The sequence below is a fragment of the Streptomyces sp. YIM 130001 genome, assembly GCF_003574445.1.
Classification (GTDB): domain Bacteria; phylum Actinomycetota; class Actinomycetes; order Streptomycetales; family Streptomycetaceae; genus Streptomyces.
The window spans coordinates 36,511-56,539 of record NZ_KZ984549.1; the positions used below are offsets into that span (position 1 = coordinate 36,511).

Sequence of the window (20,029 nt, forward strand, 5' to 3'; positions counted from 1 at the left end):
CGCGAGTCCTGGCTTTTCCGGTCACGACCCGGTGGCGAACTCCGTGGTCGCGAACGACGTGGCGTCTCTCGCCGTTGTCCCCTCGGTGATCCACCAGTGGGTGGGTTCCTCGCCGTAGAGGCCGAAGAGCCCGTCCCCGGACCAGTGCATGACGAGTTCGTCCTTGCCGTCCTTGTCGAAGTCGGCTGCGGCGGCGGGGCGTGCGTGCCGCCCGGCCTTGGGGATCTTGTCGCCGTCGACCCGGGCGGGCACGTCGCGACGGACCACGGTCCGCCGGTCACCGTCGATCAGCGTGGCTCCTTCGTAGGTGGCGACGAGTACGCCGTCGCGGCCGTCCCCGTCCGGGTCGGCCGCGACGTATCCACCGGGGCCGTAGCCGGTGGCGGCGCCCTTCGGCACCTTCGGCAGCAGGTGCCTGACCGGGTCGCCGCCGGCGCCCGGATACACGGCCAGGGAACCGTCGACGTCCGATTCCTCGCTCTCGGTCCCTGGCTCGTCGTTGCGTCCACCGTCGTCGCCGACGGCGATGTCGCGGGTACCGTCACCGTCGAAGTCACCGAAGGCGTGAGCGCTGCCGACCCGCAACTCCTTGCTCTTCGAGGCGAGTCCGCCGCCGGTGGAGGCAGGGTAAAGGGTGTTGCCGGACTGTTCGCCGTCGTTCCCGCCCTCCAACAGCAGCGAGGTGGCGCGGTGTTTGCCCGACGGGTCGATGTCGTCGGCGATCGGAGTCGCGTCGGCCCAGGGCCGGTGGTCACTGCGGGCGGGTGCGCCCGCGCGGGTGAAGGGCCCGTACATCACGACGAGGGACGACGTCTCGTCGTGTCCGAGAGCGGCGAGGTCGTGATGCCCGTCGCCGTCGAAGTCGCCGCGCTCGGCGGATTCGACACCGAACTCCCCGAGCTTCGAGGGGAGTTGCAGCTCGGTGGTCCGGGAGTCGCGACTCGGACCCTGCGGCCCACCCCAGGACACGTGCAGTTCGCCGCGGTCCCGCTCCCCGCCGCCCGGCACATCGCCGGACACGGAGGACACGAAGTCCGGGAAGCCGTCACCGTCGAGATCGGCCAGGTCGACGTCGTCGGCACCGATGGATTCCTTGCCGTAGGCGTCGTCCTGCGGTGCCGGCAGACCGAGATCGCTCCTCCCGTACACGGTGCGGGTCACGGGGTCGAGGCCCTCGGCGGAACCGAACACCACCGCGATCCGGTCCTCACGGTCCTCGGCGTCCGGGTCCGCGCTGGTGAATGCCGGAACGAGAAGATCCCGGTACCCGTCGCCGTTGACGTCGTCGGGGTCCTTCGAGCGCTTGCCGGCAGGCGGCTGCCTGCTCTCGCCCGGGACGCCCGGTATCGAGGCCGGCGCCCTGTCCTCGCCCGAGGGCTCGGGTGACGCACCGGAACCGCCGTCGCCGCATCCGGTGACCAGGGCGAGCGCGGCGAGGGCGGCGAGGGCGGTCAGGGCACTCAGCACGTTGCGTGACTTCATGCGCTCAGCTTGGCACCGGTCGGTGCCCGCCCCGCCCTGAACCCCCTGCGTGAGACTTTGCGGGTGAGTCGTGGCGGGGTGAGCGGGTCGTTCGCGGGCACTAGGTTGTGGGCCATGAGCAACCTTGACCGTGAGGCCGTACCGTCCGTCTGCGGCGGCCGGGGATTCGTCGTCGCCGAACCCGTGCGCGAGCTCCTGGCACCGCGCCGCGTCATGCTGGGCGAATCCACCGAGGTCCGCCGTCTGCTGCCGAATCTGGGCCGCCGCATGGTCGGCGCGTGGTGCTTCGTCGACCACTACGGTCCGGACGACATCGCCGACGAGCCCGGCATGCAGGTACCTCCGCATCCGCACACCGGCCTGCAGACCGTCAGTTGGCTGCACGACGGTGAAGTGCTGCACCGCGATTCCGAGGGAAGCGTGCAGACCGTACGACCCAGGGAGCTCGGCCTGATGACGTCCGGCCGGGCGATCAGCCACTCCGAGGAGAGTCCCCAGTCGCATGCGAAGTACCTGCACGGCGCTCAGCTCTGGGTCGCGCTGCCGGACGCGCACCGCCACACGGAGCCCCGTTTCGAGTACCACGGCGATCTCCCCCAGGTCACCGCTCCCGGCCTGACCGCGACCGTCCTGCTCGGCACACTCGCCGGCGCGACCTCACCGGGTACCGCCTTCACACCTCTCGTGGGCGCCGACCTGGCCCTGTCCCAGGGTGCGGATCTCGCGGTCCCGCTGGAACCGGACTTCGAGTACGCGGTCCTGTCGATGTCCGGCGAAGTACATGTGGACGGCGTACCGATGGTGCCCGGCTCGATGCTGTACCTCGGCTGCGGGCGCACCCGACTCCCGCTGCGCGCCGAGTCCGACGCCGAGATCATGCTGCTCGGCGGCGAGCCGTTCGAGGAGGAGATCGTCATGTGGTGGAACTTCATCGGCCGCTCGCAGGACGACATCGCCCAGGCCCGCGAGGACTGGATGTCCGGCACACGCTTCGGCGAGGTGAAGGGCTACGACGGGGCGCCACTCCCCGCGCCGCAGCTCCCACCGGTCCCGCTCAAGCCACGGGGTCGCGTGCGCTGACCTGCGCGGACATGGTGACCTCAGCAGGCATCGGGCCGGCGGTGCCGTCAGGTCAGCAGGCGACGGCGGTAGCCCTCGGCCACCGCCGAGGCTCGATCACGAACGCCGAGCTTGTCGTAGATGTGCTGCAGGTGGGTCTTGATGCTCGCCTCACCGATGAACAACGCCGTGGCGGCCTCGCGATTTGAACTTCCGTTCGCGACCAGTTGCAGCACTTGCTTCTCCCGATCGGTCAGTGTGCCGGCGCCGGGCCTGCGGACCTGTCCCATGAGGTGCTGCGTCACCGACGGCGCGAGCACCGACTCTCCGCGCGCGGCGGCACGGACGGCTCTCATCAGCTCGTCGGGCAGCGCATCCTTCAGCAGATAACCGATCGCACCCGCCTCGATCGCCGGCAGTACATCGCTCTCGCTGTCGAAGGTGGTCAGGATCAGCACTCGGGCACCGGGTGCCCGTTCGCGCAGAGCCGCGGTCGCTGTGACGCCGTCCATTTTGGGCATCCGAAGGTCCATGAGCACCACGTCCGCGGCCAGCACCTGCGCACGTTCGACGCCCTCGGCACCGTCCCCGGCCTCACCGACCACGCATATGTCCTCGGCGCCCGCGAAGGTGTCACGCAGACCGCCCCGCACGACCGGATGGTCGTCGACAACCACCAGTCGAATCATCGGCCGTCCTCCCCCTTCGCTCTGGTGCCCCCGGGGGCGATCGCCGGAACGCGCGCACTGACGGATGTCCCTTCACCCGGCGCGCTCTGCACTTCCACCTGACCGCCGACCCCTCTGACGCGCTGGCGCATGCTCGTCAGGCCGAAGCCGGTGCCCGCCCCGTCCGCGAATCCGCGTCCATCATCGCGCACGTCCAACAGCACCTCGGTGCCCGTGTACGACAGGGTGACACCGACGCGCGAGGCCTCCGCGTGCTTCGCCACGTTGGTCAGCGACTCCTGCGCGACCCGGAAGAGCGACACCTCTATCGCCGGGCTCAGTGGCTCTCGAGTGCCGGTGACCTCGACCTGCGCCCTGATCTCCTGGTCCTGCGACCATCGCTCGGTCAACGTACGCAGTGCGTCGGGGAGTTGCGCTCGCCCGAGTTCCTGCGGGGCGAGCGCCTTCACGGACCGCCTGGCCTCGGTCAGGCTGCTGCGTGCGAGCCCCAGTGCACGCGAAACGTGCTCTTCAGTCTCACCCTGCACGCTCACCGAACGCTCCGCGGCCTGGAGTTGCGTGATGATGCCGGCGAGACCCTGGGCCAGGGTGTCGTGGATCTCGCCGGCCAGTCGCTGCCGCTCGTCCTGGGCACCGGATTCCCGGGCCTGGACGACGAGTTGCTTATGGAGCCCGGCGTTCTCGTGGAGTGCCGCCTCGAGTCGCTCCACGAGTTCCTCCCGCTTGCGCTCCTCCGGTTCGCTTCGCGCCGTCAGCACGATGCCGACACCGATCGCCGCAGACTGCACGGCGACGATCAGGAGGAACTCCGCGAGCACGACCGGGGCCGGGTCCGCCCACACACGCATCGCCGAGCCGTTCAGAGCCACCGAGGTGGCCAGGACCCCGAGCACCCCCGCCGGCCACGGCCTGAGCAGGTACGCGTGGAAGAAGCCCGCAATGGTGAAGACGAGGAAGATCTCGGAGTACGTCATGAGGCAGACGCACAGCGCCAGCAGTCCGACGAAGTAGATGCCCGCCGACACGGGCCCAAGCGTCCTCCGCCTGATGGGCAACGTGTGACCGAGCAGCACCCACGGCACCGAGACCGCGACCAGCCCGAGGACGGATGCGCCCTCGGGCCAGAACCCCGCGCCGGAGACCGGAAGCACCCATCCGAAGTAGACGGCCGTCGAGATGGTCCCCAGCAGCCACGGTGTGATCAATTGCAGCAGGTCCCAGACCCGCAGCTGCTCCGCTTTCCAGGCCAACCGGGAGCGATTCGCGATCTCCGCCACTTCCCCGACGGAGGGTTCCTGCGTCCCGGGGCTCGGGCGCTCACCGGCCCCGGCATCCCGCATCATCGACATCTACTCCCAGCGGAAGAGCCTGGCGGCGGTCGCGCTCGCGATCACTGCGATCCCCGCCATTATGGCAATCAGCAGCCAGAACGGGTGGCCGCCGGCGGTGGCGGTGACCTCGCCCGCTTCGGCGGACCAGGCCGCGGTGAGGGCCTGCAGCCCGGGCGGTACGAACTCGCTGATCTCGCGCAGCACTTCGGGCATCAGGGCACGGGGCAGGAAGGCTCCGCCGAAGAACATCAGCGCAACGAACAGGAGGGTACCGATCTGGTTCGCTGCACTGCTCGTAGGGGCCACACCCGCGGAGATCATGCCGAGCCCGAGCAGTGCCGCACAGCCGACGACGAGGGCGGCGACGAACTCCAGGGGCCGCTCGGGCGGCGCGATGTCCAGCACCGCCCACGCGACGAGGACCACGAGCGCCGCGGAGACGACCACGGATGCGAACGCGACGGTCATGTGCGCGAGCAGGACATTCCGCGGATGCGCAGGAGTGGTCGACAGCCTGCGCAGGATGCTTCGCTCGCGATAGGCCGCGATCACCGCCGGAACGTGCTGCACGGCGATCATCACCATCCCGAACACCACCGCGGTCGGCGCCCAGACGTCGATGGACCGGAGCCCGCCGGTCTCCGGCGCCCTCTCCCTGAGCGCCGGGACGGCAGCCAGCCCGAGCAGGAGTGCCGTCGGGAACAGCACACCGAAGATGACGGTGGCCGAGTCCCGGAGGAAGAGTCTCGTCTCGACCTTGACCATCTTCAGGAGAGCAGGCATCACTCACCCCTCCTCTCGGGGGTTTCCGGCGTCTCCGGGGCGCGTCCGGTAAGGGCCACGAACGCGTCGTCGAGGTTGCGCTGATCGACTCGGAGATCCTCCGCCACGACCTGCACCCTGGCGAGAGCCCCTGCGACGCTGCTCAGCAACTGTCCCCTGCCGGTGACCAGCCAGCGCCCTTCGGTGATCTCGACACCGGTCACGTCGGGAAGTTCGGTCAGGACGCTCGCGTCCAGCGATTGACTTATCCCGAACCGGACTTGCTGCTCCGCGCTCGACTGCGCGATCAGCTGTGCGGGCGTATCCACTGCGACGACCCGGCCGCCGTCGATGACGGCGATCCGGTCGCTGAGGCGCTCCGCCTCGTCCATGAAGTGCGTGACGAGGAGGATCGTGACGCCGGTGTCACGCACTCGCTCGATGAGGCTCCAGGTGTCACGCCTCGCCTGCGGGTCGAGGCCCGTCGTGAGCTCGTCGAGAATCGCGATCCGCGGGTTGCCGACCAGAGCGAGCGCGATCGAAAGCCGCTGCTTCTGCCCGCCGGAGAGAGCCTTGTACTGCGTGTTGCGCTTCGCGGTGAGGCCAAGGAGCTCCATGAGTTCACGCCAGTCGGCAGGGTTTTGGTAGAAGGAGCCGTAGAGCTCGAGGGCTTCGGCCACCTTGATCGCGTCGGGGAAGCTGCTCTGCTGCAGTTGCACGCCGAGTCGCTCACGCACCTCCGCCCGGTCCTTGACCGGATCGAACCCGAGCACTGAGATCGAGCCCGAGTCGGGCGTTCGCAGGCCGGCGATGCTCTCGACCGTTGTCGTCTTGCCGGCTCCGTTGGGCCCGATGATGCCGAAGATCTCCCCCTCCGCGACCGTGAACGAGACGTCGTCCACGGCAAGGTGCTGCCCGTAGCGCTTGTGCAGATGTCGCACTTCCAATGCGGTCATACCGCGAAGTTATGGGCGCCCGCACCTCACCACATCGACCGCGGGGTCTGAGCGGGGGTTGACTCACGCCTCCACCGATCGGTGGATCTCCGGCACTTGCGGAGCACCCGCGGGCCACAGGTGCGACACCGGCCGTCGGCGACGTCGGGGCCCCGGCGAGGGTGCCCGCAGCCGTACCCCTCGCGGCCGACGACAAGGCTCAGGTGCGGGGCAGGCCCGCCCAGGAGTGACGCGGTGAAGACGGCCCGGGAAGTGTCGCGCACCTGCGCGTTGAGCGCAGAGAGGACGACTGCGAGCCGAGTGAGTGCTAGTTTCCTGCCGTGTTGGAACACCAGGACGAGACCAGGGACGGCTACGACGCGGTCGTCGAGCGCTACGCGTCGATGTTCACCAAGGAGTTGGAGACACGGCCGTTCTCACGGAACATGATCGCCACCTTTGCCGAGCTCGTACGGGAGACGGGGAATCCACGGGCAGCCGATGTCGGCTGCGGGCCGGGACATCTGACGGCCATGCTGCACGACTTGGGGCTCAGCGCCTTCGGACTCGACCTCTCCCCGGGCATGGTCGACCACGCCCGGCGGACCCATCCGACGCTGCGGTTCGACGAAGCGCGCATGGAGGCGCTGCCGGTCGAGGACGGCACACTCGGCGGCGTGCTGGCCCACTACTCGATGATCCACACTCCACCGGGGGAATTGCCGGCGCTGCTCGCCGAGTTGGTGCGCGTCCTGGCACCGGGGGGTCTACTCCTGGTGTCGTTCTTCGGGACCGAGGGACTGGAGCCGGTTCGCTTCGATCACAAGGTGGCGCCCGCCTACAGCTGGCCGGAGGCGCAGTTCGCCGATCTCCTGGCCGGAGCCGGGCTCGTCACGGTGGCGCGGTTGCTCCACGACCCGGCCACTGAGCGGGGCTTCCTCGACACCCACTTCCTGGCTCGCCGGCCGTAGACGGCAGTTCCGGGCGTCGGCTCAGGGCGTGGGGATGCCCGCCGGCGCGCGTGGTGGGCGTCCGAAGCGGACCGGGACTCCCGGGGAGTACAGGACGCTGGCGGGAGCCTCGGCCGGTGCGGGCAGGCCCGCCGCCGTGATGAGGTTCTCCTCGCAGTGGAGGAGTTCGGCTCGGTGCAGGGGCCAGCGGGGGTGCGTGTTCGGCAGGTACATCGAGCGCCCGAAGAATGCGTTGTGCATGCCCCAGCGGGCGGTCAGGAAGTGTTCGAGGGCGGAGGGCTCCTCGATCCGCTCACCGGGCCGCACGGAGATCTCACTGTGCGCGCCCCGGGGTCCGGGCCAGCGGCGGTGACTGCTGTACGTGACCGTGTCCTCGTCCCGGCGCACGCTCATCCTCGACCAGACGTACGGAAGACGGAACGCGGCCCGGGCGACGGCGACGGGGATCAGCCGCGAGGCGTCCAGGGAGCGGAAGACCACTCCGCGCCGGCCGCGGGCGTCGACGGAGTACAGGCGGACGTTGGTCTCGGGAAATGAGCCGAGATAGGGGATACCGGGGAGGCGGAACCATCCCACGCGGTGCATCCGGAAGGCGACGAGGCCGATGTAGGTGAGCCCGTCCAGGGTGTCCGGCCGGGTGCCGACGGGCAGCAGCGGGGCGACTACGGACGGTTCGGCGGCCCAGTGCAGGAAGGCCAGGTCGAGCCAGGACTGGAAGAGGAAGGGCCGGTCCGTGTGGTGGGGCGGGTCGGCCGTTATCGGCTCGGGGGCCCTGTCCAGCGCAGGCATCGCGACAGTATGGCACGGGCCTGTCCCACGCTTGGAAGGAGGACGGTCCCGCCCCGCGGCGGTAAAGGAGCGCTTGGCCGCTCCGCTCATGTCGCCCGCCGGGGGTGGTACGCGGCGAGGACGATCCGGCGGTCCCGTTCCCGTCCTTGCACGGCGCTGCGGCGCAGGCCGCGGTGGAAGCCGTATTCCGGGCACCGGGATCTACGTGGGACCGTCGGCACCCTGGCGGGGCGCCATCGAGGGCAGGCGCCAACTCGTTCACCGGCGAGGCGAGTTGGCCGGGTCTGCACAACCTCGCCCCGTGTCCTGCCGACTACGGCGATCGGCAGGACACTGAGGTGTACCGTGATCGAATCCAGGTACGTCCTGCCAGGTTTTGGCGCACGAGGTGGCAATCGATGAACGATTTCACGCAGTCCGCAGAGCACCCGACGAACGCGCACCCCGCTCGCGTGTACAACGTCTGGCTGGGCGGCAAGGATCACTACGAGGTGGACCAGGAGGCGGCCGAGCTCGCCGCCCGCGCCAATCCGACGATCGTGCCGTCGGTCCGGGCCAACAGGGCCTTCCTCGGCCGGGCCGTACGCCACCTCGCGACCTCCGGAATCCGCCAGTTCCTGGACATCGGCACAGGCGTCCCCGCCGCGGACAACACCCACGAGGTGGCCCAGCGGGCCGACCCCGACGCGCGCGTCGTGTACGTCGACAACGACCCGATCGTCCTCGCCCATGCCCGTGCCCTGCTGGTCAGCGGGCCCGGCGGACAGACGGACTACGTGCAGGCCGACGCACGCGACGTGGACGCGATCCTCGACGCCGCCTCGGACACCCTCGACCTCGATCAGCCGGTCGGCCTCATGCTGGTGGCGATCCTGCAGTACATCAAGGACTCCGAGGACCCCTGGGACATCACCCGCCGCCTCCTCGACCGCCTGGCCCCCGGCAGTTACCTGGTGCTGTCCCACCCGGCCGCCGACGTCACCGCACCCGAGGTGGCCGAGTCGATGCGGATCTACAACGAGCGCGCCGCCAGCCACGCCTCGGCCACACCTCGCACGCGGGGCCAGGTGGAGGGCTTCTTCGAGGGCCTGGAGCTCCTGACACCCGGTGTGGTGACCTTGACCCGCTGGCGTCCCGACCCGGCGGACACCCCGGACGACACCCTGCCGATGTGGTGCGGAGTCGCCCGCAAGGCCTGACGGCGACGGCCCGCACCCGCGTCGACTTACGGGCGCGTGCGGGCCCGCCGGTCCGCTTCACTCCTGGTCGCGGCGCTTCACGTACAGGCGGTTGCCCTCCGGCCCCGTCCACTCCAGGCGTACGACGCCCGCGACCGCGGCATCCGCGACGCGCGAGGGGTCCGCCCAGTAGCCGTGGGCGGGGTTGCGGAAGAAGGTGGCCCACAGGCCGCCTTCGTGGTCCTCGAACATGTTGTTGTGGCCGGCCCCGACGCCGGCGGTGTAGCGGCTGGAGTACGGCCCCTCGAAGCGGTCGGCGACCGCGACCACCGCGTCGTACTGGTACTGCGTCCGTCCGTCGGCGGGCGGATCGTAGGCGTATCGGGTGCTGCCGTCCGCGTTCGTCGACGTGCGGTCCCAAGCAGCGTGCAGCAGGAAGTACTTGCCGCCGTGCTTGAAGACGTACGCCCCTTCCAGGTACGGCTCCGGTTCGTAGGGTTGCTGTGCGAACGGCGGCAGTCCGGTCGTCGGGACGATGTCCTCCATGTCGGCGCGGAACTTCGCGTAGACGTGGTTGTGCAGCACCAGCCACGCCTCGTCGCCCTCGCTGTACAGGCCGCCGTCGATGTGGAAGTACGCGCCGGGTTCGATGAACTCCGGTCCACCCTCGACGACTTCACCGAAAGGCGACTCCAGACTGCCCTCGACCAGCCGGTACGGGCCCGCCACGTCTCCCTCGCTGACCAGCATGAACGTACCGACGAGCCGGGAGTGGTCGCCCATGCACGCCACCATGTACCAGCTGCCGCGGAAGTAGTGCAGCTCCGGCGCCCAGACGTTGCCGCGTTTACCGAACTCGCCGTCGTCCTCCCAGTGTTCCTGCCAGGGCGCGACGACCGTGCGGCCAGGGCGGTTCTCGCCAACGAACTCCGGCGACCAGACCTTGCCCTTCTCCGCGTCGGGTCTGATGCCGGTGGTGTCGGCGAGCTGCCACGGACCGTCCATCGAGGGGGACGTCCACACGAAGAGGCCGTCGTTCCACGGTCCTGCCGCTTCGAGGCCGGGGGCGCGCGTGGTGCCGGTGGCGACGTACAGCGGTGCGCCGTCGACCTCGAAGCAGTTGACGTAGGTGTCGCGCATCCACACCCGACCCAACTCCGCGTCCTGGGGGCGGAGTTCCAGCGGCAGGATGTGTGAGTTGTCCTCGCGCGGCCACAGGTCGTCGCGCGTGTCGGCCAGTCCGTAGGGTTCGAGGTCGGGCCAGTTCGGCGGATACACGGTCCGGGCGTTCCCCGCCGCCGCGAGGCGCGGTCCGCTCTCGGCGAGCTGCGGTAGTGCTCCGGCCGCGAGTGCGCCCGCGGCTCCGGTGAGCAGCACGCGACGGCGCAGGTGTGAGCTGTTCGTCGGTTCCATGTCCATGGAGCACTCCCTATTCGGGCTCGAAGGCCGACAGCGTGGTGTCGTAGTCCGTCTCCACGTCGTACATCGGCGTCATCCAGTGGTAGAAGTTGTCGCCTCGTTCGCGGAGCAGGTCGTACAGGCGCCGGGTCAGTACGGTGCGTGTGCCGGCGGCGTCCGGGTGGTCGTAGCGGTTGGTCAGCTCGTCGGGGTCGGCTTCGAGGTCGTACAGCTCGTTGCGGGACTCCGGGTTGATCACGAGCTTGTGCGTTCTGGTGCGCAGCATCCGCTGCGGGTACGGGAAGTGGTGCCCGTGGAACTCGGCGAGGTGGTGCTCGTCCCACTCGGGCGTCTCGCCGAGCGCGAGCGGCACCAGGCTGCGGCTGTCAACGGCCAGTTCGGGCTTGCTTTCCGCGAGGTCGAGGACCGTCGCGGTGCAGTCCGTCAGCGAGACGAACTCGTCCCGCACCTGGCCCTGCGGGGCGCCGGGCACCTTCAGCAGTCCCGGGATGCGGTAGATGTCGTCGTACATCGCCGGGCCCTTGTCGTGCAGGCGGTGCGCGCCGGTGAACTCCCCGTGGTCCGCCGTGAAGAACACCGCTGTCCGGTCGTCGAGGCCGAGTTCACGCACGGCGTCGAGGATGCGGCCGATCTGCTCGTCGATGAGGGTGACGTATCCCCAGTAGGCCGCGATCAGTTTGCGCGAGTCCTCGAGCGGCATGGTGTCGAAGGCCCAGAGCTTGCTGTAGTTGTGCTGGACGGGCGGCTTGTCCGCGAAGGTCTCGTGCACCGAGGCGGGCAACGTCACGAGGTCCGGGTCGTACATGTCGAAGTACGCGTCCGGGAGGATGTACGGCAGATGCGGGCCGAAGAAGTGGGTGGCGAGGAAGAACGGTGACCCGCCGCCGTGGTCCTCGCCCGCGGCGAAACGGCGCAGCATCTCGATGGTGCGGGTGGCCAGGTAGTACTCGAAGGTGGCCTCGACCGGCTGATCGAGGCGCGCCGCCAGCAGGTTCCCGGGACTTCCGTTGGGTGTGGTGCCCCGCATCAGGTCGGTGATGCGGTACGGCGGCAGGCCGGCCGCCTCCAGGTAGGCCAGATAGTCCGGGTGGTCCACGGGGTTGTGCCAGCCCGCGAGGTCGGGTCCCTCGAAGCCGTAGTCCGCCGCGGTGCGCCGCACGCCGCCGTGCCACTTCCCGATGAGCCCCAAGTTGTAGCCCTCGGACCGCAGTTGCCCGGCGAAGGTGAACTGGTCGTCGGAGAGGTCCTCCAGGTAGCCGACGTTGCGCTCGTAGTTGGCGAGGAGCTTGTGCCGGAAGGGCGCTGCTCCGGTGAGCAGGCTGGCGCGTGCCGGAGTGCAGATCGCCGTGGGTGTGTAGAAGCTGTCGAAACGCGTGCCCTCCGCGGCGAGCCGGTCGAGGTTCGGGGTGCGGACATGGGGGTTGCCGTATGCACCCAAGGTGTCCACCCGGTGCTGATCGGTCATCAGGAAGAGCATGTTGTGGCGCACGGAGAGCCTCTCGGGTCGGTCCGGCTCGCGCGTCGGACTTCAGCGGCCGCCTGTCGACGTCGGGTTGGTACGGCACGTCGCCGTTCACGTCACGGCGACGTCCTCGGAGCACGGCCGAGGTGATCTCGACCGGTTCCCTGCCGGGATGTTCCGGCTCGGACCGCATTTACGTCAAGTACGCGCACGAAAATCAGGATGATTTTGGTTCGCGTCCTTGACGAAAATCCACGGTGCTCACATGCTGTCCGGCATGCAGGATCACGACGGCCCGCTGACACGGCTCAGGCGCAGCAACGAACAGTTCGTCCTCGGCCTCCTCCGCAAGCACGGCCCGCAGAGCCGCGCGGAGTTGGGCACGCGCAGCGGACTGTCCCGCACGACGCTCTACGAGATCGTCGCGGACCTGACCGAGAGCGGCGCCGTCGTCGCGAGCACACCCCATGTCGCCGTACGCAAACGGGGACGTCCGGTGGAGAAGCTCAGCCTCAACCCCACTGCGGGCGGCGCCGTCGGCATCGACTTCGCACGCCGTGCCGTTCACGTCGCTGTCGCCAACCTCGCCCACGAAGTGATCGGTTCGGCGAGCGAGAGCCACGGTGCGGACCTGTCCTGGCCGGAACGCGTCGACGTCGCCTGGCGGTTGCTCGACTCACTGACCGATCCGGAGAGTGCGGCTGCCGACGGCGCTGCGCCCGCCGCCGCCCCTGTGCGCCTCGGCGCGCTCGGCGCCATCGGCGTCGGCGTGGTCGGCCCGCTCACCGACCCCGGCAGTACGAACGCCCATGCACGCGACATCGACGGACTGCAGGACCTGCTCCGCAAGCGCCACCAGGTGCCGGTGCTCCTGGACAACAACACCCGGCTCGCCGCCCTGGCCGAGACGGTGTGGGGCGCAGCGTCCGACAGCAGCGACGTGCTCTACCTGCGCCTCTCGCACGGCGTGGGCGGCGGCCTGGTCGTGGGCGGCGCCCTGCACCGCGGCGGGCACGGCCTGTCCGCGGAGTTCGGGCACATCGTCGTGGACCCGTCCGGCACACGGTGCGAGTGCGGCGGCACCGGCTGCCTGGAGACCGTCGCGTCGCTCGACGCGGTCCTGCGCCGGTACCGGCAGGCCGGCGGACGGGCCGCGGACATCGCCGGGTTCCTGAGAGCCGTCGAGGAGGACGACGCTCTCGCTCTCGAGGTGCTCGACGCCGTCGGCAGCGAGATCGGCGCAGTACTCGCCGGGGCGTGTCAGACCGTCGGCCCCGGCGCCGTCGTCCTCGGCGGCGAACTGGCCCAGGCCGGCGCGCGCCTGCTCGAACCCGTCGAACGCGTCCTGCACCAGCGGCTCATGCCCATGGCCCGCCATCACGTGGACGTACGCCGGGCCACCCTGGGCGACGCCGTCAGCGCGCTGGGCGGAATCGCGCTCGCGCTGCACGAGTCTCCCCTGCTCTCCCACTACCCACAGCCGACCGACGCCGAGGACACCCCCGTGACACCACCAGCGAGGAACCCATGGCAGTGATCACCCCTCCGGAGAATCCCGGCACCCGCGCCCTGCCGCCACGGCAGACACGCCGAACTCCCGCCCTGCGGCCCCTGATCCTGGGCATCGCCTCCGTGGCAGCGGGTATCGCCCTGTGGGCCGTGGTCGCGGCCCTGGGACTGGTCGAAAACCTGCCTGCGCCGGCGGCCGTCACGCGGCGGGCCGGCGAAATGATCTCCGACGGCACACTGGCCTCCGACACCCTCGCCAGCCTGCGCCGCGTCTTCATCGGATACGCCCTCGGCGTGGCCGTGGCCATCCCGGTCGGCTTCCTCATGGGCTGGTACGCGACGGCACGCGCGGTCGTCGAGCCGTACATCCAGTTCTTCCGCACCATCCCGCCGCTGGCTCTGATTCCGCTCGCCGTCGTCCTGCTCGGCATCGGCGAAGTGCCGAAGATCGCGGTGATCTACCTGGCCTCGTTCATGGCCTGCGTCGTCTCCTCGTTCCAAGGGGTCGTCGATGTGGACAAGACGCTGATCAACGCGGCACGCGTGCTCGGCGCCTCGGACCGCACGATCTTCGCCAAGGTGGTGGTGCCGGCGTCCACACCGTTCATCCTCGTCGGCATGCGGATCGGCCTCGGTGCGTCCTGGGCCACCGTGGTCGCGGCCGAACTCATCGGCGCACAGGAGGGATTGGGCTATCGCATGCAGAAGTCCGCCACCTGGTTCGACATGGACGCGGTTTTCGTGTCCCTCATCACGATCGGCGTACTCGGGCTCGTCATGGACCGGCTCCTGCTGCTGGCCGAACGGCGCCTCACCGGCTGGCAGGAGCGACGATGAACAGCAAGATCAGTTTCCGTGACGTGGTGAAGACCTTCCCGCTCAAGGACACCACCTTCACCGCCCTCGACGGGGTGGACCTGCACATCGCGGACCAGGAGTTCGTCACCGTCGTGGGCCCCTCGGGATGCGGCAAGTCCACGCTGATGAACATGGCGGCCGGGCTGGAGGTACCGGACTCGGGCGACGTACTCGTCGACGGGAAGCCGGTCCTGGGTCCCGGACCCGACCGTGGGGTGATCTTCCAGCAGTACGCCCTGTTCCCGTGGCTGACGGTGCGCCAGAACGTGGAGTTCGGGCTCAAGCTCGCCGACCTTCCCGCCGAGGAGCGCAGGCGCCGCGCCGAGGGCGCCATCGCGCTCGTCGGCCTGAGCGAGTTCGCCGACGCCCTGCCCAAGACGCTGTCCGGCGGCATGAAGCAGCGCTGCGCCATCGCCCGCGCGTACGCGGTCGACCCCCAAGTGCTCCTCATGGACGAGCCGTTCGGGGCGCTCGACGCACTCACCCGGGTGCAGCTCCAGGACCAGCTCCTGGAGACCTGGAGCCAGGAGAAGCGCACCGTCCTGTTCATCACCCACGATGTCGACGAGGCCGTCTATCTCGCCAGCCGTGTCGTCGTGATGGCCGCGGGGCCCGGCCGGGTGCGCCAGGTCATCGATGTGGACCTGCCCTACCCGCGTACGGAAGAGATCCGGCTCTCCGCGGAGTTCCGCCGTATCCGCAACGAGGTCTGGACCTCCGTCTACCACCAGGACGCACCCGCCTCCGCCGCGTGACCGGCCGAGACCGCTCCGCATCCCACTCCCCCACCGCACCCCCGATTGCCCTGCCCAGAGAGGATCACCCGCCATGCCCCGCAGCACGACCCGACGTTCCCTCATCGCCCTTCCCGCGGCACTCGTGCTGTCCCTGTCCGTCAGCGCGTGTTCCGGGAGCGATTCCGGCGACGACTCCACGGTCGAGTTCGGCTACATCGGCGACTACAACGGGGCCAGCCTGCTGGCGATCGCCGAGAATCAGGGGCTGTGGAAGAAGGCCGGCCTCACCGCTTCAGTGAAGTCGTTCAACAACGGCCCGGTCCAGATCCAGGCGCTCGGCGCCGGCGACCTGGACTACGGCTACATCGGCCCGGGCGCCGTATGGCTGCCGGCGTCCGGCCAGTCCAAGATCATCGCGGTCAACACGCTCACCTACGCGGACCGGGTGATCGGCCAGCCGGGCATGAAGTCCATGAAGGACCTCAAGGGCAAACGGGTCGGCGTCCCCGAGGGCACCTCCGGCGACATGATCCTCAACATGGCCCTCGAGAAGGCCGGGATGACCGCCAAGGACATCACCAAGGTCAACATGGACCCGTCCACCATCGTGTCCGCCTTCTCCTCCGGGAAGATCGACGGCGCCGGTTTCTTCTATCCGGGCATCGACACCATCAAGAAGAAGGTGCCGGACCTGCAGGAGATAGCCAGCACCGAGGACACCGGAGACTCCTTCCCCACCGCGTTCGTCGCCGGCAACAAGGTGCCGGAGGAGAAGACCAGCAAGGTGATCAAGGTCCTGCAGCAGGCCAACGACTGGCGCAAGAAGAACCCGGACAAGACGATCACGCTCACCGCGAAAATGCTGGAGGTCTCCGAGGCGCAGACGAAAGCCGACGCCTCGCACGTACGCACCCGCTCCACCGCCGACCTCGTCGCCAAGTCGAAGAGCGGCGAGGTGGACAAGTGGCTCAAGTCCCTCGGCGACTTCTTCGTCCGCAACAAGCAACTGGACGAGAACCCCGATCCGTCGGACTACTACACGGGGGACCTCTACGAGGAGGCGCAGGCCGAGTAGAGCCGGATCGGCATCGGCCACCGGCGCGGGTTCCCGCACGGAGCCCGCGCCGGGGTTCCGCTCAGCGCTGGGGACCTAGCCACTCGAACATGAGGAGCGTGGCATCGTCCCGCAGCCCCTCGCTCTGGGTGTCCAGAATGGAATGGATCAGGCGCCGCAGCGTCTCCGGCGCCAGTTCACCCGCGGCAGTAGCACGGATGAGGGAATCCACGAACCGGTCCAGGCCGAACTCGGTGCCGTCCCGCAGCCGGGCCTCCGTGACCCCGTCGGTGTACATCAGCACCCGGTCACCGGGCTCCAGAGCGATCTCGTGCACCCGGCGGTCCATGGAGGCGAGCTGCGAAGGCAGTCCCATCGGCGGGTCCGCCTCACGGTCCAAGGCCCCGGGAACCAGCCTCTTGTCCCGGATGAGCAGCGGAGCCGGATGGCCGCAGTTGCTCCACCGCAGCACGCCGGTCGCCAGGTCGAGCTGGGCGAGGATCGCCGTGCAGAACTGGTCCGGCAGCCACTGCGCGAGCGCGTCGTCGACCGACTCGATGAGGTCGGGCAGGTCGGATCCGGTGCGACGCGCATTGCGGCAGGCGGAGAGCGACACCGACGTGGTGAGGCCCGAGGCCAGGTTGTGGCCCATCGAATCGAGGATCCCGGCGTGCAGCGTCGACTCGGTCAGCGCGTGGTCGAACGCGTCGCCACCGATCTCGTAGGCGGGCTCGAGTACGGCCGTCGACACGGCATGCGCGGTGCCGATCGTGCGGGGCGGGAGGAAGGTGCGCAGCATTTCGGCGGGCAGCTGCATCGGCTCGGTACGGGTCCGCCGTACGAACGAATCCTTGTAGGCCCGCTCGGACGTGATCATCATGGCGAGCAGCGCGGCGAGTGCCCGACCGCTGCGCAAGGTCGCGGGATCGATCGACGCCGCCCGCACGGCCAGCACCCCGAGCCGCTCCGCCCCGTCGAGCAGGGGGAGCCAGGCCGTCATGCCCCCGGTCTGCGACTCCTCGACGTGCAGGGACTGTGTGCGGTACGCCCAGCCCGCCAGTGAGGCTTCGACGTCCAGCGTCGATGCCACGTCCGTCAACGGTACGAGCCGGCGCTGCTGCAGATCGGCCAGGTAGACGACGGCGGGCTGTAGGCCCAGCGCTTGGGAACAGCGGGCCGCCGCGGTGGTCAGGTCCAGCCTCGCGTTGTCCGGTTCGGCCAGGAACTCGCCCAGCGAACCGGCCTCCGTCTCCGACGCCGCCACGTCGTCTCCCTTCGCCTCGCCGTCGCCGGAAGAGGGGCCGCCGGCCGTCTCGCCCGGTCCGGCAGGCTCACACCGGTACGCGGCGCGGTGTGAGCCTGCTCGACCTGGGTCGGTGGAGCGCGCCGGGCCTGTCAGGCCTTTGACTGCATGTCGCGCCGCGCCTTGTTGCCCTGTTCCGCGGCCTTGGGATCCTTCTCGTCCGCCTTGGCGCGCACGCCCTGCTCGATGCGTTCGCCGATCGACTTGTCGATGTTGGACCAGTACTCGAAGGCCCGGCGCAGGACGGGTTCGGTGACGCCGTTCAGGAGGTGGCCCACGACGTTGTCCACCAGTCGGTCACGGGCCTCGTCGTCGAACACCTCGCGCACCATGGTGCCCGGCTGGCCCCAGTCGTCGTCCTCGGCGTGCGAGACGTAGGCGGCCCGCGTGATCTCCCCGTCGGCGTACCAGCTGGGCGGGCTGCCGTAGCGCTCGGTGTCGGCCGCGGGGCCGCCCTTGGAGTTCGGGGCGTAGACGGGGTCGCTGGTCTTGCGGTACGCCATCGCCCCGTCCTTCGAGTACGTGTGTACCGGGGCGACGGGGGCGTTCACGGGCAGCTGCTGGTAGTTGCCGCCGATCCGGTGCCGGTGCGCGTCCGCGTACGAGAACAGGCGGGCCAGCAGCATCCGGTCCGGGCTCGGGCCGATACCGGGGACGAGGTTGTTCGGCTGGAACGCCGCCTGCTCGATCTCGGCGTGGTTGTCGGTGGGGTTGCGGTCCAGCGTCATGCGGCCGACCTCGATCAGCGGGTAGTCGCTGTGCGGCCACACCTTGGTCAGGTCGAACGGATTGAACCGGTAGTCCGCCGCGTCCGCGTACGGCATGACCTGCACGTGCAGCGTCCAGCTCGGATACTCGCCGTCGCGGATGTGCTCGAACAGATCACGCGTGTGGTAATCCGTGTCGGCCGAGGCCATCTGGTCGGCCTCGTGCTGGGTGAAGTACTCGATGCCCTGGTCGGTCTTGAAGTGGTACTTCACCCAGAAGCGCTCGCCCTGCGCGTTGATCCACAGGTACGTGTGGGAGGTGTAGCCGTTCATGTGGCGCCACGTGCGGGGGATACCGCGGTCGCCCATCAGCCACGTGACCTGGTGGGCCGACTCCGGCGACAGGGTCCAGAAGTCCCACTGCATGTCGTGGTCGCGGAGATTGTTGTCCGCGCGTCGCTTCTGGGACCGGATGAAGTGCTGGAACTTCATCGGGTCCTTGATGAAGAAGACAGGGGTGTTGTTGCCCACCATGTCGTAGTTGCCTTCGCTGGTGTAGAACTTCACAGCGAATCCGCGGGGGTCACGCCAGGTGTCCGGGCTTCCGCGCTCCCCCGCGACGGTGGAGAAGCGGATGACCAGATCGGTCGTGGTCCCGGGCTGGAACAGGGCCGCCTTCGTGTACGCGCTGACGTCGTGGGTCACCTCGAAGTGCCCGAAGGCACCGCTTCCCTTCGCGTGGGGCTGCCGCTCGGGGATCCGTTCCCGGTTGAACTGCGCCATCTGCTCGATCAGGTAGGCGTCCTGCAGCAGGATCGGGCCTCCCGGGCCGACGGTGAGCGAATGCTCGTCGCTCTCCACCGGGGCGCCGGAATCCGTGGTGGTCGGCTCGCGTGAGACTGTCATCGATCTGTCCTCCGTCGGGCGGTATGGGCTGCGACGCCGACAGGCCGCGAGGCCGGACGGAATCGCCGCGATGCGCGAGTAGCCCAATCAGGATCGTGCCAAACCCGGGCAACCGCCGCTCTTCGACGACGAGGGTCGGGTCCTGCCGCCGATGGTCCGTCGGCGGCAGTGGGCAAGGGGCGGAGGATCCCCTCGCCGATTGGGCACGGGACAGTTCGAAGCCCGTCGGCACGGCCGGCCGTCACGGTGGACGGAGCAGAGCCGACTTCGGCACGAGTTGCACGTTCTTGCAGATCGTGATGTCGGCAGGACCGGACCGGCACGTACCCGGCCCGGTGCGGGGCCTGTCGGCGGTGCTGCACCGCATACCCGGCACCCCGCCGCAGTCAGCAGACCTTCACGTCCCGGTCCTCCGCCGCCTGCGGCAGTTGTGTGTGCGCTTCGCGTGCTGCCAGCAGGAGGCCCTGCCAGGAGGTGACCGTAGGACGGCGCTTGAGCAATGCACGCCGTTCACGTTCGGTCATGCCTCCCCAGACGCCGTGCTCGATGCGCTCGTCCAGAGCATGCGCCAGGCACTCGGTCCGCACCGGGCACGGGGCGCAGATCCGTTTCGCGCCGGTCTGTGCCGCGCCTTCCACGAACAGCTCGTCGGGGCTCGTCGTGCGGCATGCCGCACGCTCGGCCCACGTGGTGTGGCTGTCCACCATCATCCGCCCCCTCGCTTCCAGTTCCCCTGCTGTGCCAGTTCCCCTGCTGGAGACCCTAGTTGGCGGGTGAATCTACGGCACAGGTCCAGGCCATGCACCCCATCCCCACAGCTTCAGCTGGGAGTTACCGTCCCGCCGCCCCTACAACACCCGGCTCCTGTCGGCTACTTC

General features: G+C 69.3%; 18 protein-coding genes. 7 read left to right on the forward strand and 11 right to left on the reverse strand.

Annotated features, from left to right (window positions below; genetic code table 11):
* Positions 1 to 21: 21 nt before the first annotated feature.
* Positions 22 to 1,482 (reverse strand): FG-GAP-like repeat-containing protein, encoded by a 1,461-nt coding sequence (locus tag DSC45_RS03295; protein ID WP_119286940.1) that lies wholly within the window; start codon positions 1,480 to 1,482, stop codon positions 22 to 24.
* 114 nt (positions 1,483 to 1,596) lie between these two features.
* Between DSC45_RS03295 and DSC45_RS03300 the strand changes: the two genes are divergently transcribed.
* Complete coding sequence (locus DSC45_RS03300; RefSeq protein ID WP_119286942.1) at positions 1,597 to 2,562, forward strand: pirin family protein; 966 nt, start codon at positions 1,597 to 1,599, stop codon at positions 2,560 to 2,562.
* A 47-nt stretch (positions 2,563 to 2,609) separates the two neighbouring features.
* On the opposite strand, the gene DSC45_RS03305 is transcribed toward DSC45_RS03300, so the two are convergent.
* From DSC45_RS03305 to DSC45_RS03320, 4 genes are all read right to left on the reverse strand, one after another.
* Positions 2,610 to 3,230 (reverse strand): response regulator, encoded by a 621-nt coding sequence (locus DSC45_RS03305; protein WP_119286943.1) that lies wholly within the window; start codon positions 3,228 to 3,230, stop codon positions 2,610 to 2,612.
* The gene (locus DSC45_RS03310) at positions 3,227 to 4,480 is read right to left on the reverse strand and encodes a sensor histidine kinase (protein ID WP_205571235.1); all 1,254 of its coding nucleotides are present in this window, start codon (positions 4,478 to 4,480) and stop codon (positions 3,227 to 3,229) included. Before DSC45_RS03310 ends, DSC45_RS03305 begins: the two co-directional genes overlap by 4 nt.
* 99 nt (positions 4,481 to 4,579) lie before the next feature.
* Positions 4,580 to 5,344, reverse strand: a complete 765-nt coding sequence (locus DSC45_RS03315; protein ID WP_205571236.1) for an ABC transporter permease — start codon at positions 5,342 to 5,344, stop codon at positions 4,580 to 4,582.
* Positions 5,344 to 6,279 carry an ABC transporter ATP-binding protein gene (locus tag DSC45_RS03320; protein WP_119286945.1) on the reverse strand — a complete coding sequence of 312 codons (936 nt, stop codon included), beginning with the start codon at positions 6,277 to 6,279 and terminating at the stop codon, positions 5,344 to 5,346. Before DSC45_RS03320 ends, DSC45_RS03315 begins: the two co-directional genes overlap by 1 nt.
* Before the next feature lie 320 nt (positions 6,280 to 6,599).
* Here DSC45_RS03320 and DSC45_RS03325 point away from each other — a divergent pair, with 320 nt between their 5' ends.
* On the forward strand, positions 6,600 to 7,229 hold the full coding sequence (locus DSC45_RS03325; protein ID WP_119286946.1) for a class I SAM-dependent methyltransferase: 630 nt from the start codon (positions 6,600 to 6,602) through the stop codon (positions 7,227 to 7,229).
* A 21-nt stretch (positions 7,230 to 7,250) separates the two neighbouring features.
* On the opposite strand, the gene DSC45_RS03330 is transcribed toward DSC45_RS03325, so the two are convergent.
* Positions 7,251 to 8,018, reverse strand: coding sequence for a YqjF family protein (locus DSC45_RS03330; RefSeq protein ID WP_119286948.1), 768 nt, complete (start codon positions 8,016 to 8,018; stop codon positions 7,251 to 7,253).
* A 398-nt stretch (positions 8,019 to 8,416) separates the two neighbouring features.
* On the opposite strand from DSC45_RS03330, the gene DSC45_RS03335 reads away from it, so the two are divergent.
* Complete coding sequence (locus DSC45_RS03335; RefSeq protein WP_119286950.1) at positions 8,417 to 9,217, forward strand: SAM-dependent methyltransferase; 801 nt, start codon at positions 8,417 to 8,419, stop codon at positions 9,215 to 9,217.
* Positions 9,218 to 9,274: 57 nt separating this feature from the next.
* Here DSC45_RS03335 and DSC45_RS03340 read toward each other — a convergent pair whose 3' ends face one another.
* Both DSC45_RS03340 and DSC45_RS03345 read right to left on the reverse strand, forming a co-directional pair.
* Positions 9,275 to 10,609 carry a family 43 glycosylhydrolase gene (locus DSC45_RS03340; RefSeq protein ID WP_119287641.1) on the reverse strand — a complete coding sequence of 445 codons (1,335 nt, stop codon included), beginning with the start codon at positions 10,607 to 10,609 and terminating at the stop codon, positions 9,275 to 9,277.
* Between the two features lie 16 nt (positions 10,610 to 10,625).
* Positions 10,626 to 12,092: a sulfatase family protein gene (locus DSC45_RS03345; protein WP_119287643.1), complete on the reverse strand. Its 1,467-nt coding sequence runs from the start codon at positions 12,090 to 12,092 to the stop codon at positions 10,626 to 10,628.
* A gap of 250 nt (positions 12,093 to 12,342) precedes the next feature.
* Here DSC45_RS03345 and DSC45_RS03350 point away from each other — a divergent pair, with 250 nt between their 5' ends.
* From DSC45_RS03350 to DSC45_RS03365, 4 genes are all read left to right on the forward strand, one after another.
* On the forward strand, positions 12,343 to 13,614 hold the full coding sequence (locus DSC45_RS03350) for an ROK family transcriptional regulator (protein WP_119286952.1): 1,272 nt from the start codon (positions 12,343 to 12,345) through the stop codon (positions 13,612 to 13,614).
* Entirely contained in the window at positions 13,605 to 14,423 is an 819-nt protein-coding gene (locus tag DSC45_RS03355) for an ABC transporter permease (protein WP_119286954.1), read from the forward strand. The genes DSC45_RS03350 and DSC45_RS03355 overlap by 10 nt, the downstream gene beginning before the upstream one ends.
* Complete coding sequence (locus tag DSC45_RS03360) at positions 14,420 to 15,199, forward strand: ABC transporter ATP-binding protein (protein ID WP_119286956.1); 780 nt, start codon at positions 14,420 to 14,422, stop codon at positions 15,197 to 15,199. Before DSC45_RS03355 ends, DSC45_RS03360 begins: the two co-directional genes overlap by 4 nt.
* A gap of 73 nt (positions 15,200 to 15,272) precedes the next feature.
* Positions 15,273 to 16,256 (forward strand): aliphatic sulfonate ABC transporter substrate-binding protein, encoded by a 984-nt coding sequence (locus DSC45_RS03365; protein ID WP_119286957.1) that lies wholly within the window; start codon positions 15,273 to 15,275, stop codon positions 16,254 to 16,256.
* A 61-nt stretch (positions 16,257 to 16,317) separates the two neighbouring features.
* On the opposite strand, the gene DSC45_RS03370 is transcribed toward DSC45_RS03365, so the two are convergent.
* The 3 genes from DSC45_RS03370 to DSC45_RS03380 form a co-directional block, all read right to left on the reverse strand.
* On the reverse strand, positions 16,318 to 17,499 hold the full coding sequence (locus tag DSC45_RS03370) for a PP2C family protein-serine/threonine phosphatase (protein ID WP_240434416.1): 1,182 nt from the start codon (positions 17,497 to 17,499) through the stop codon (positions 16,318 to 16,320).
* Between the two features lie 131 nt (positions 17,500 to 17,630).
* Positions 17,631 to 19,151: a catalase gene (locus DSC45_RS03375; RefSeq protein WP_119286961.1), complete on the reverse strand. Its 1,521-nt coding sequence runs from the start codon at positions 19,149 to 19,151 to the stop codon at positions 17,631 to 17,633.
* 386 nt (positions 19,152 to 19,537) lie between these two features.
* Positions 19,538 to 19,855, reverse strand: a complete 318-nt coding sequence (locus DSC45_RS03380) for a WhiB family transcriptional regulator (RefSeq protein ID WP_119287644.1) — start codon at positions 19,853 to 19,855, stop codon at positions 19,538 to 19,540.
* Positions 19,856 to 20,029: the final 174 nt, after the last annotated feature.

What these genes read in the sequence shown, in the direction of transcription:
- DSC45_RS03295 (WP_119286940.1), bottom strand. Translation starts at nt 1,482, where the DNA reads ATGAAGTCACGCAACGTGCTGAGTGCCCTGACCGCCCTCGCCGCCCTC.
- DSC45_RS03300 (WP_119286942.1), top strand. Translation starts at nt 1,597, where the DNA reads ATGAGCAACCTTGACCGTGAGGCCGTACCGTCCGTCTGCGGCGGCCGG.
- DSC45_RS03305 (WP_119286943.1), bottom strand. Translation starts at nt 3,230, where the DNA reads ATGATTCGACTGGTGGTTGTCGACGACCATCCGGTCGTGCGGGGCGGT.
- DSC45_RS03315 (WP_205571236.1), bottom strand. Translation starts at nt 5,344, where the DNA reads ATGCCTGCTCTCCTGAAGATGGTCAAGGTCGAGACGAGACTCTTCCTC.
- DSC45_RS03320 (WP_119286945.1), bottom strand. Translation starts at nt 6,279, where the DNA reads ATGACCGCATTGGAAGTGCGACATCTGCACAAGCGCTACGGGCAGCAC.
- DSC45_RS03330 (WP_119286948.1), bottom strand. Translation starts at nt 8,018, where the DNA reads ATGCCTGCGCTGGACAGGGCCCCCGAGCCGATAACGGCCGACCCGCCC.
- DSC45_RS03335 (WP_119286950.1), top strand. Translation starts at nt 8,417, where the DNA reads ATGAACGATTTCACGCAGTCCGCAGAGCACCCGACGAACGCGCACCCC.
- DSC45_RS03340 (WP_119287641.1), bottom strand. Translation starts at nt 10,609, where the DNA reads ATGGAACCGACGAACAGCTCACACCTGCGCCGTCGCGTGCTGCTCACC.
- DSC45_RS03345 (WP_119287643.1), bottom strand. Translation starts at nt 12,092, where the DNA reads ATGCTCTTCCTGATGACCGATCAGCACCGGGTGGACACCTTGGGTGCA.
- DSC45_RS03350 (WP_119286952.1), top strand. Translation starts at nt 12,343, where the DNA reads ATGCTGTCCGGCATGCAGGATCACGACGGCCCGCTGACACGGCTCAGG.
- DSC45_RS03355 (WP_119286954.1), top strand. Translation starts at nt 13,605, where the DNA reads ATGGCAGTGATCACCCCTCCGGAGAATCCCGGCACCCGCGCCCTGCCG.
- DSC45_RS03360 (WP_119286956.1), top strand. Translation starts at nt 14,420, where the DNA reads ATGAACAGCAAGATCAGTTTCCGTGACGTGGTGAAGACCTTCCCGCTC.
- DSC45_RS03365 (WP_119286957.1), top strand. Translation starts at nt 15,273, where the DNA reads ATGCCCCGCAGCACGACCCGACGTTCCCTCATCGCCCTTCCCGCGGCA.
- DSC45_RS03375 (WP_119286961.1), bottom strand. Translation starts at nt 19,151, where the DNA reads ATGACAGTCTCACGCGAGCCGACCACCACGGATTCCGGCGCCCCGGTG.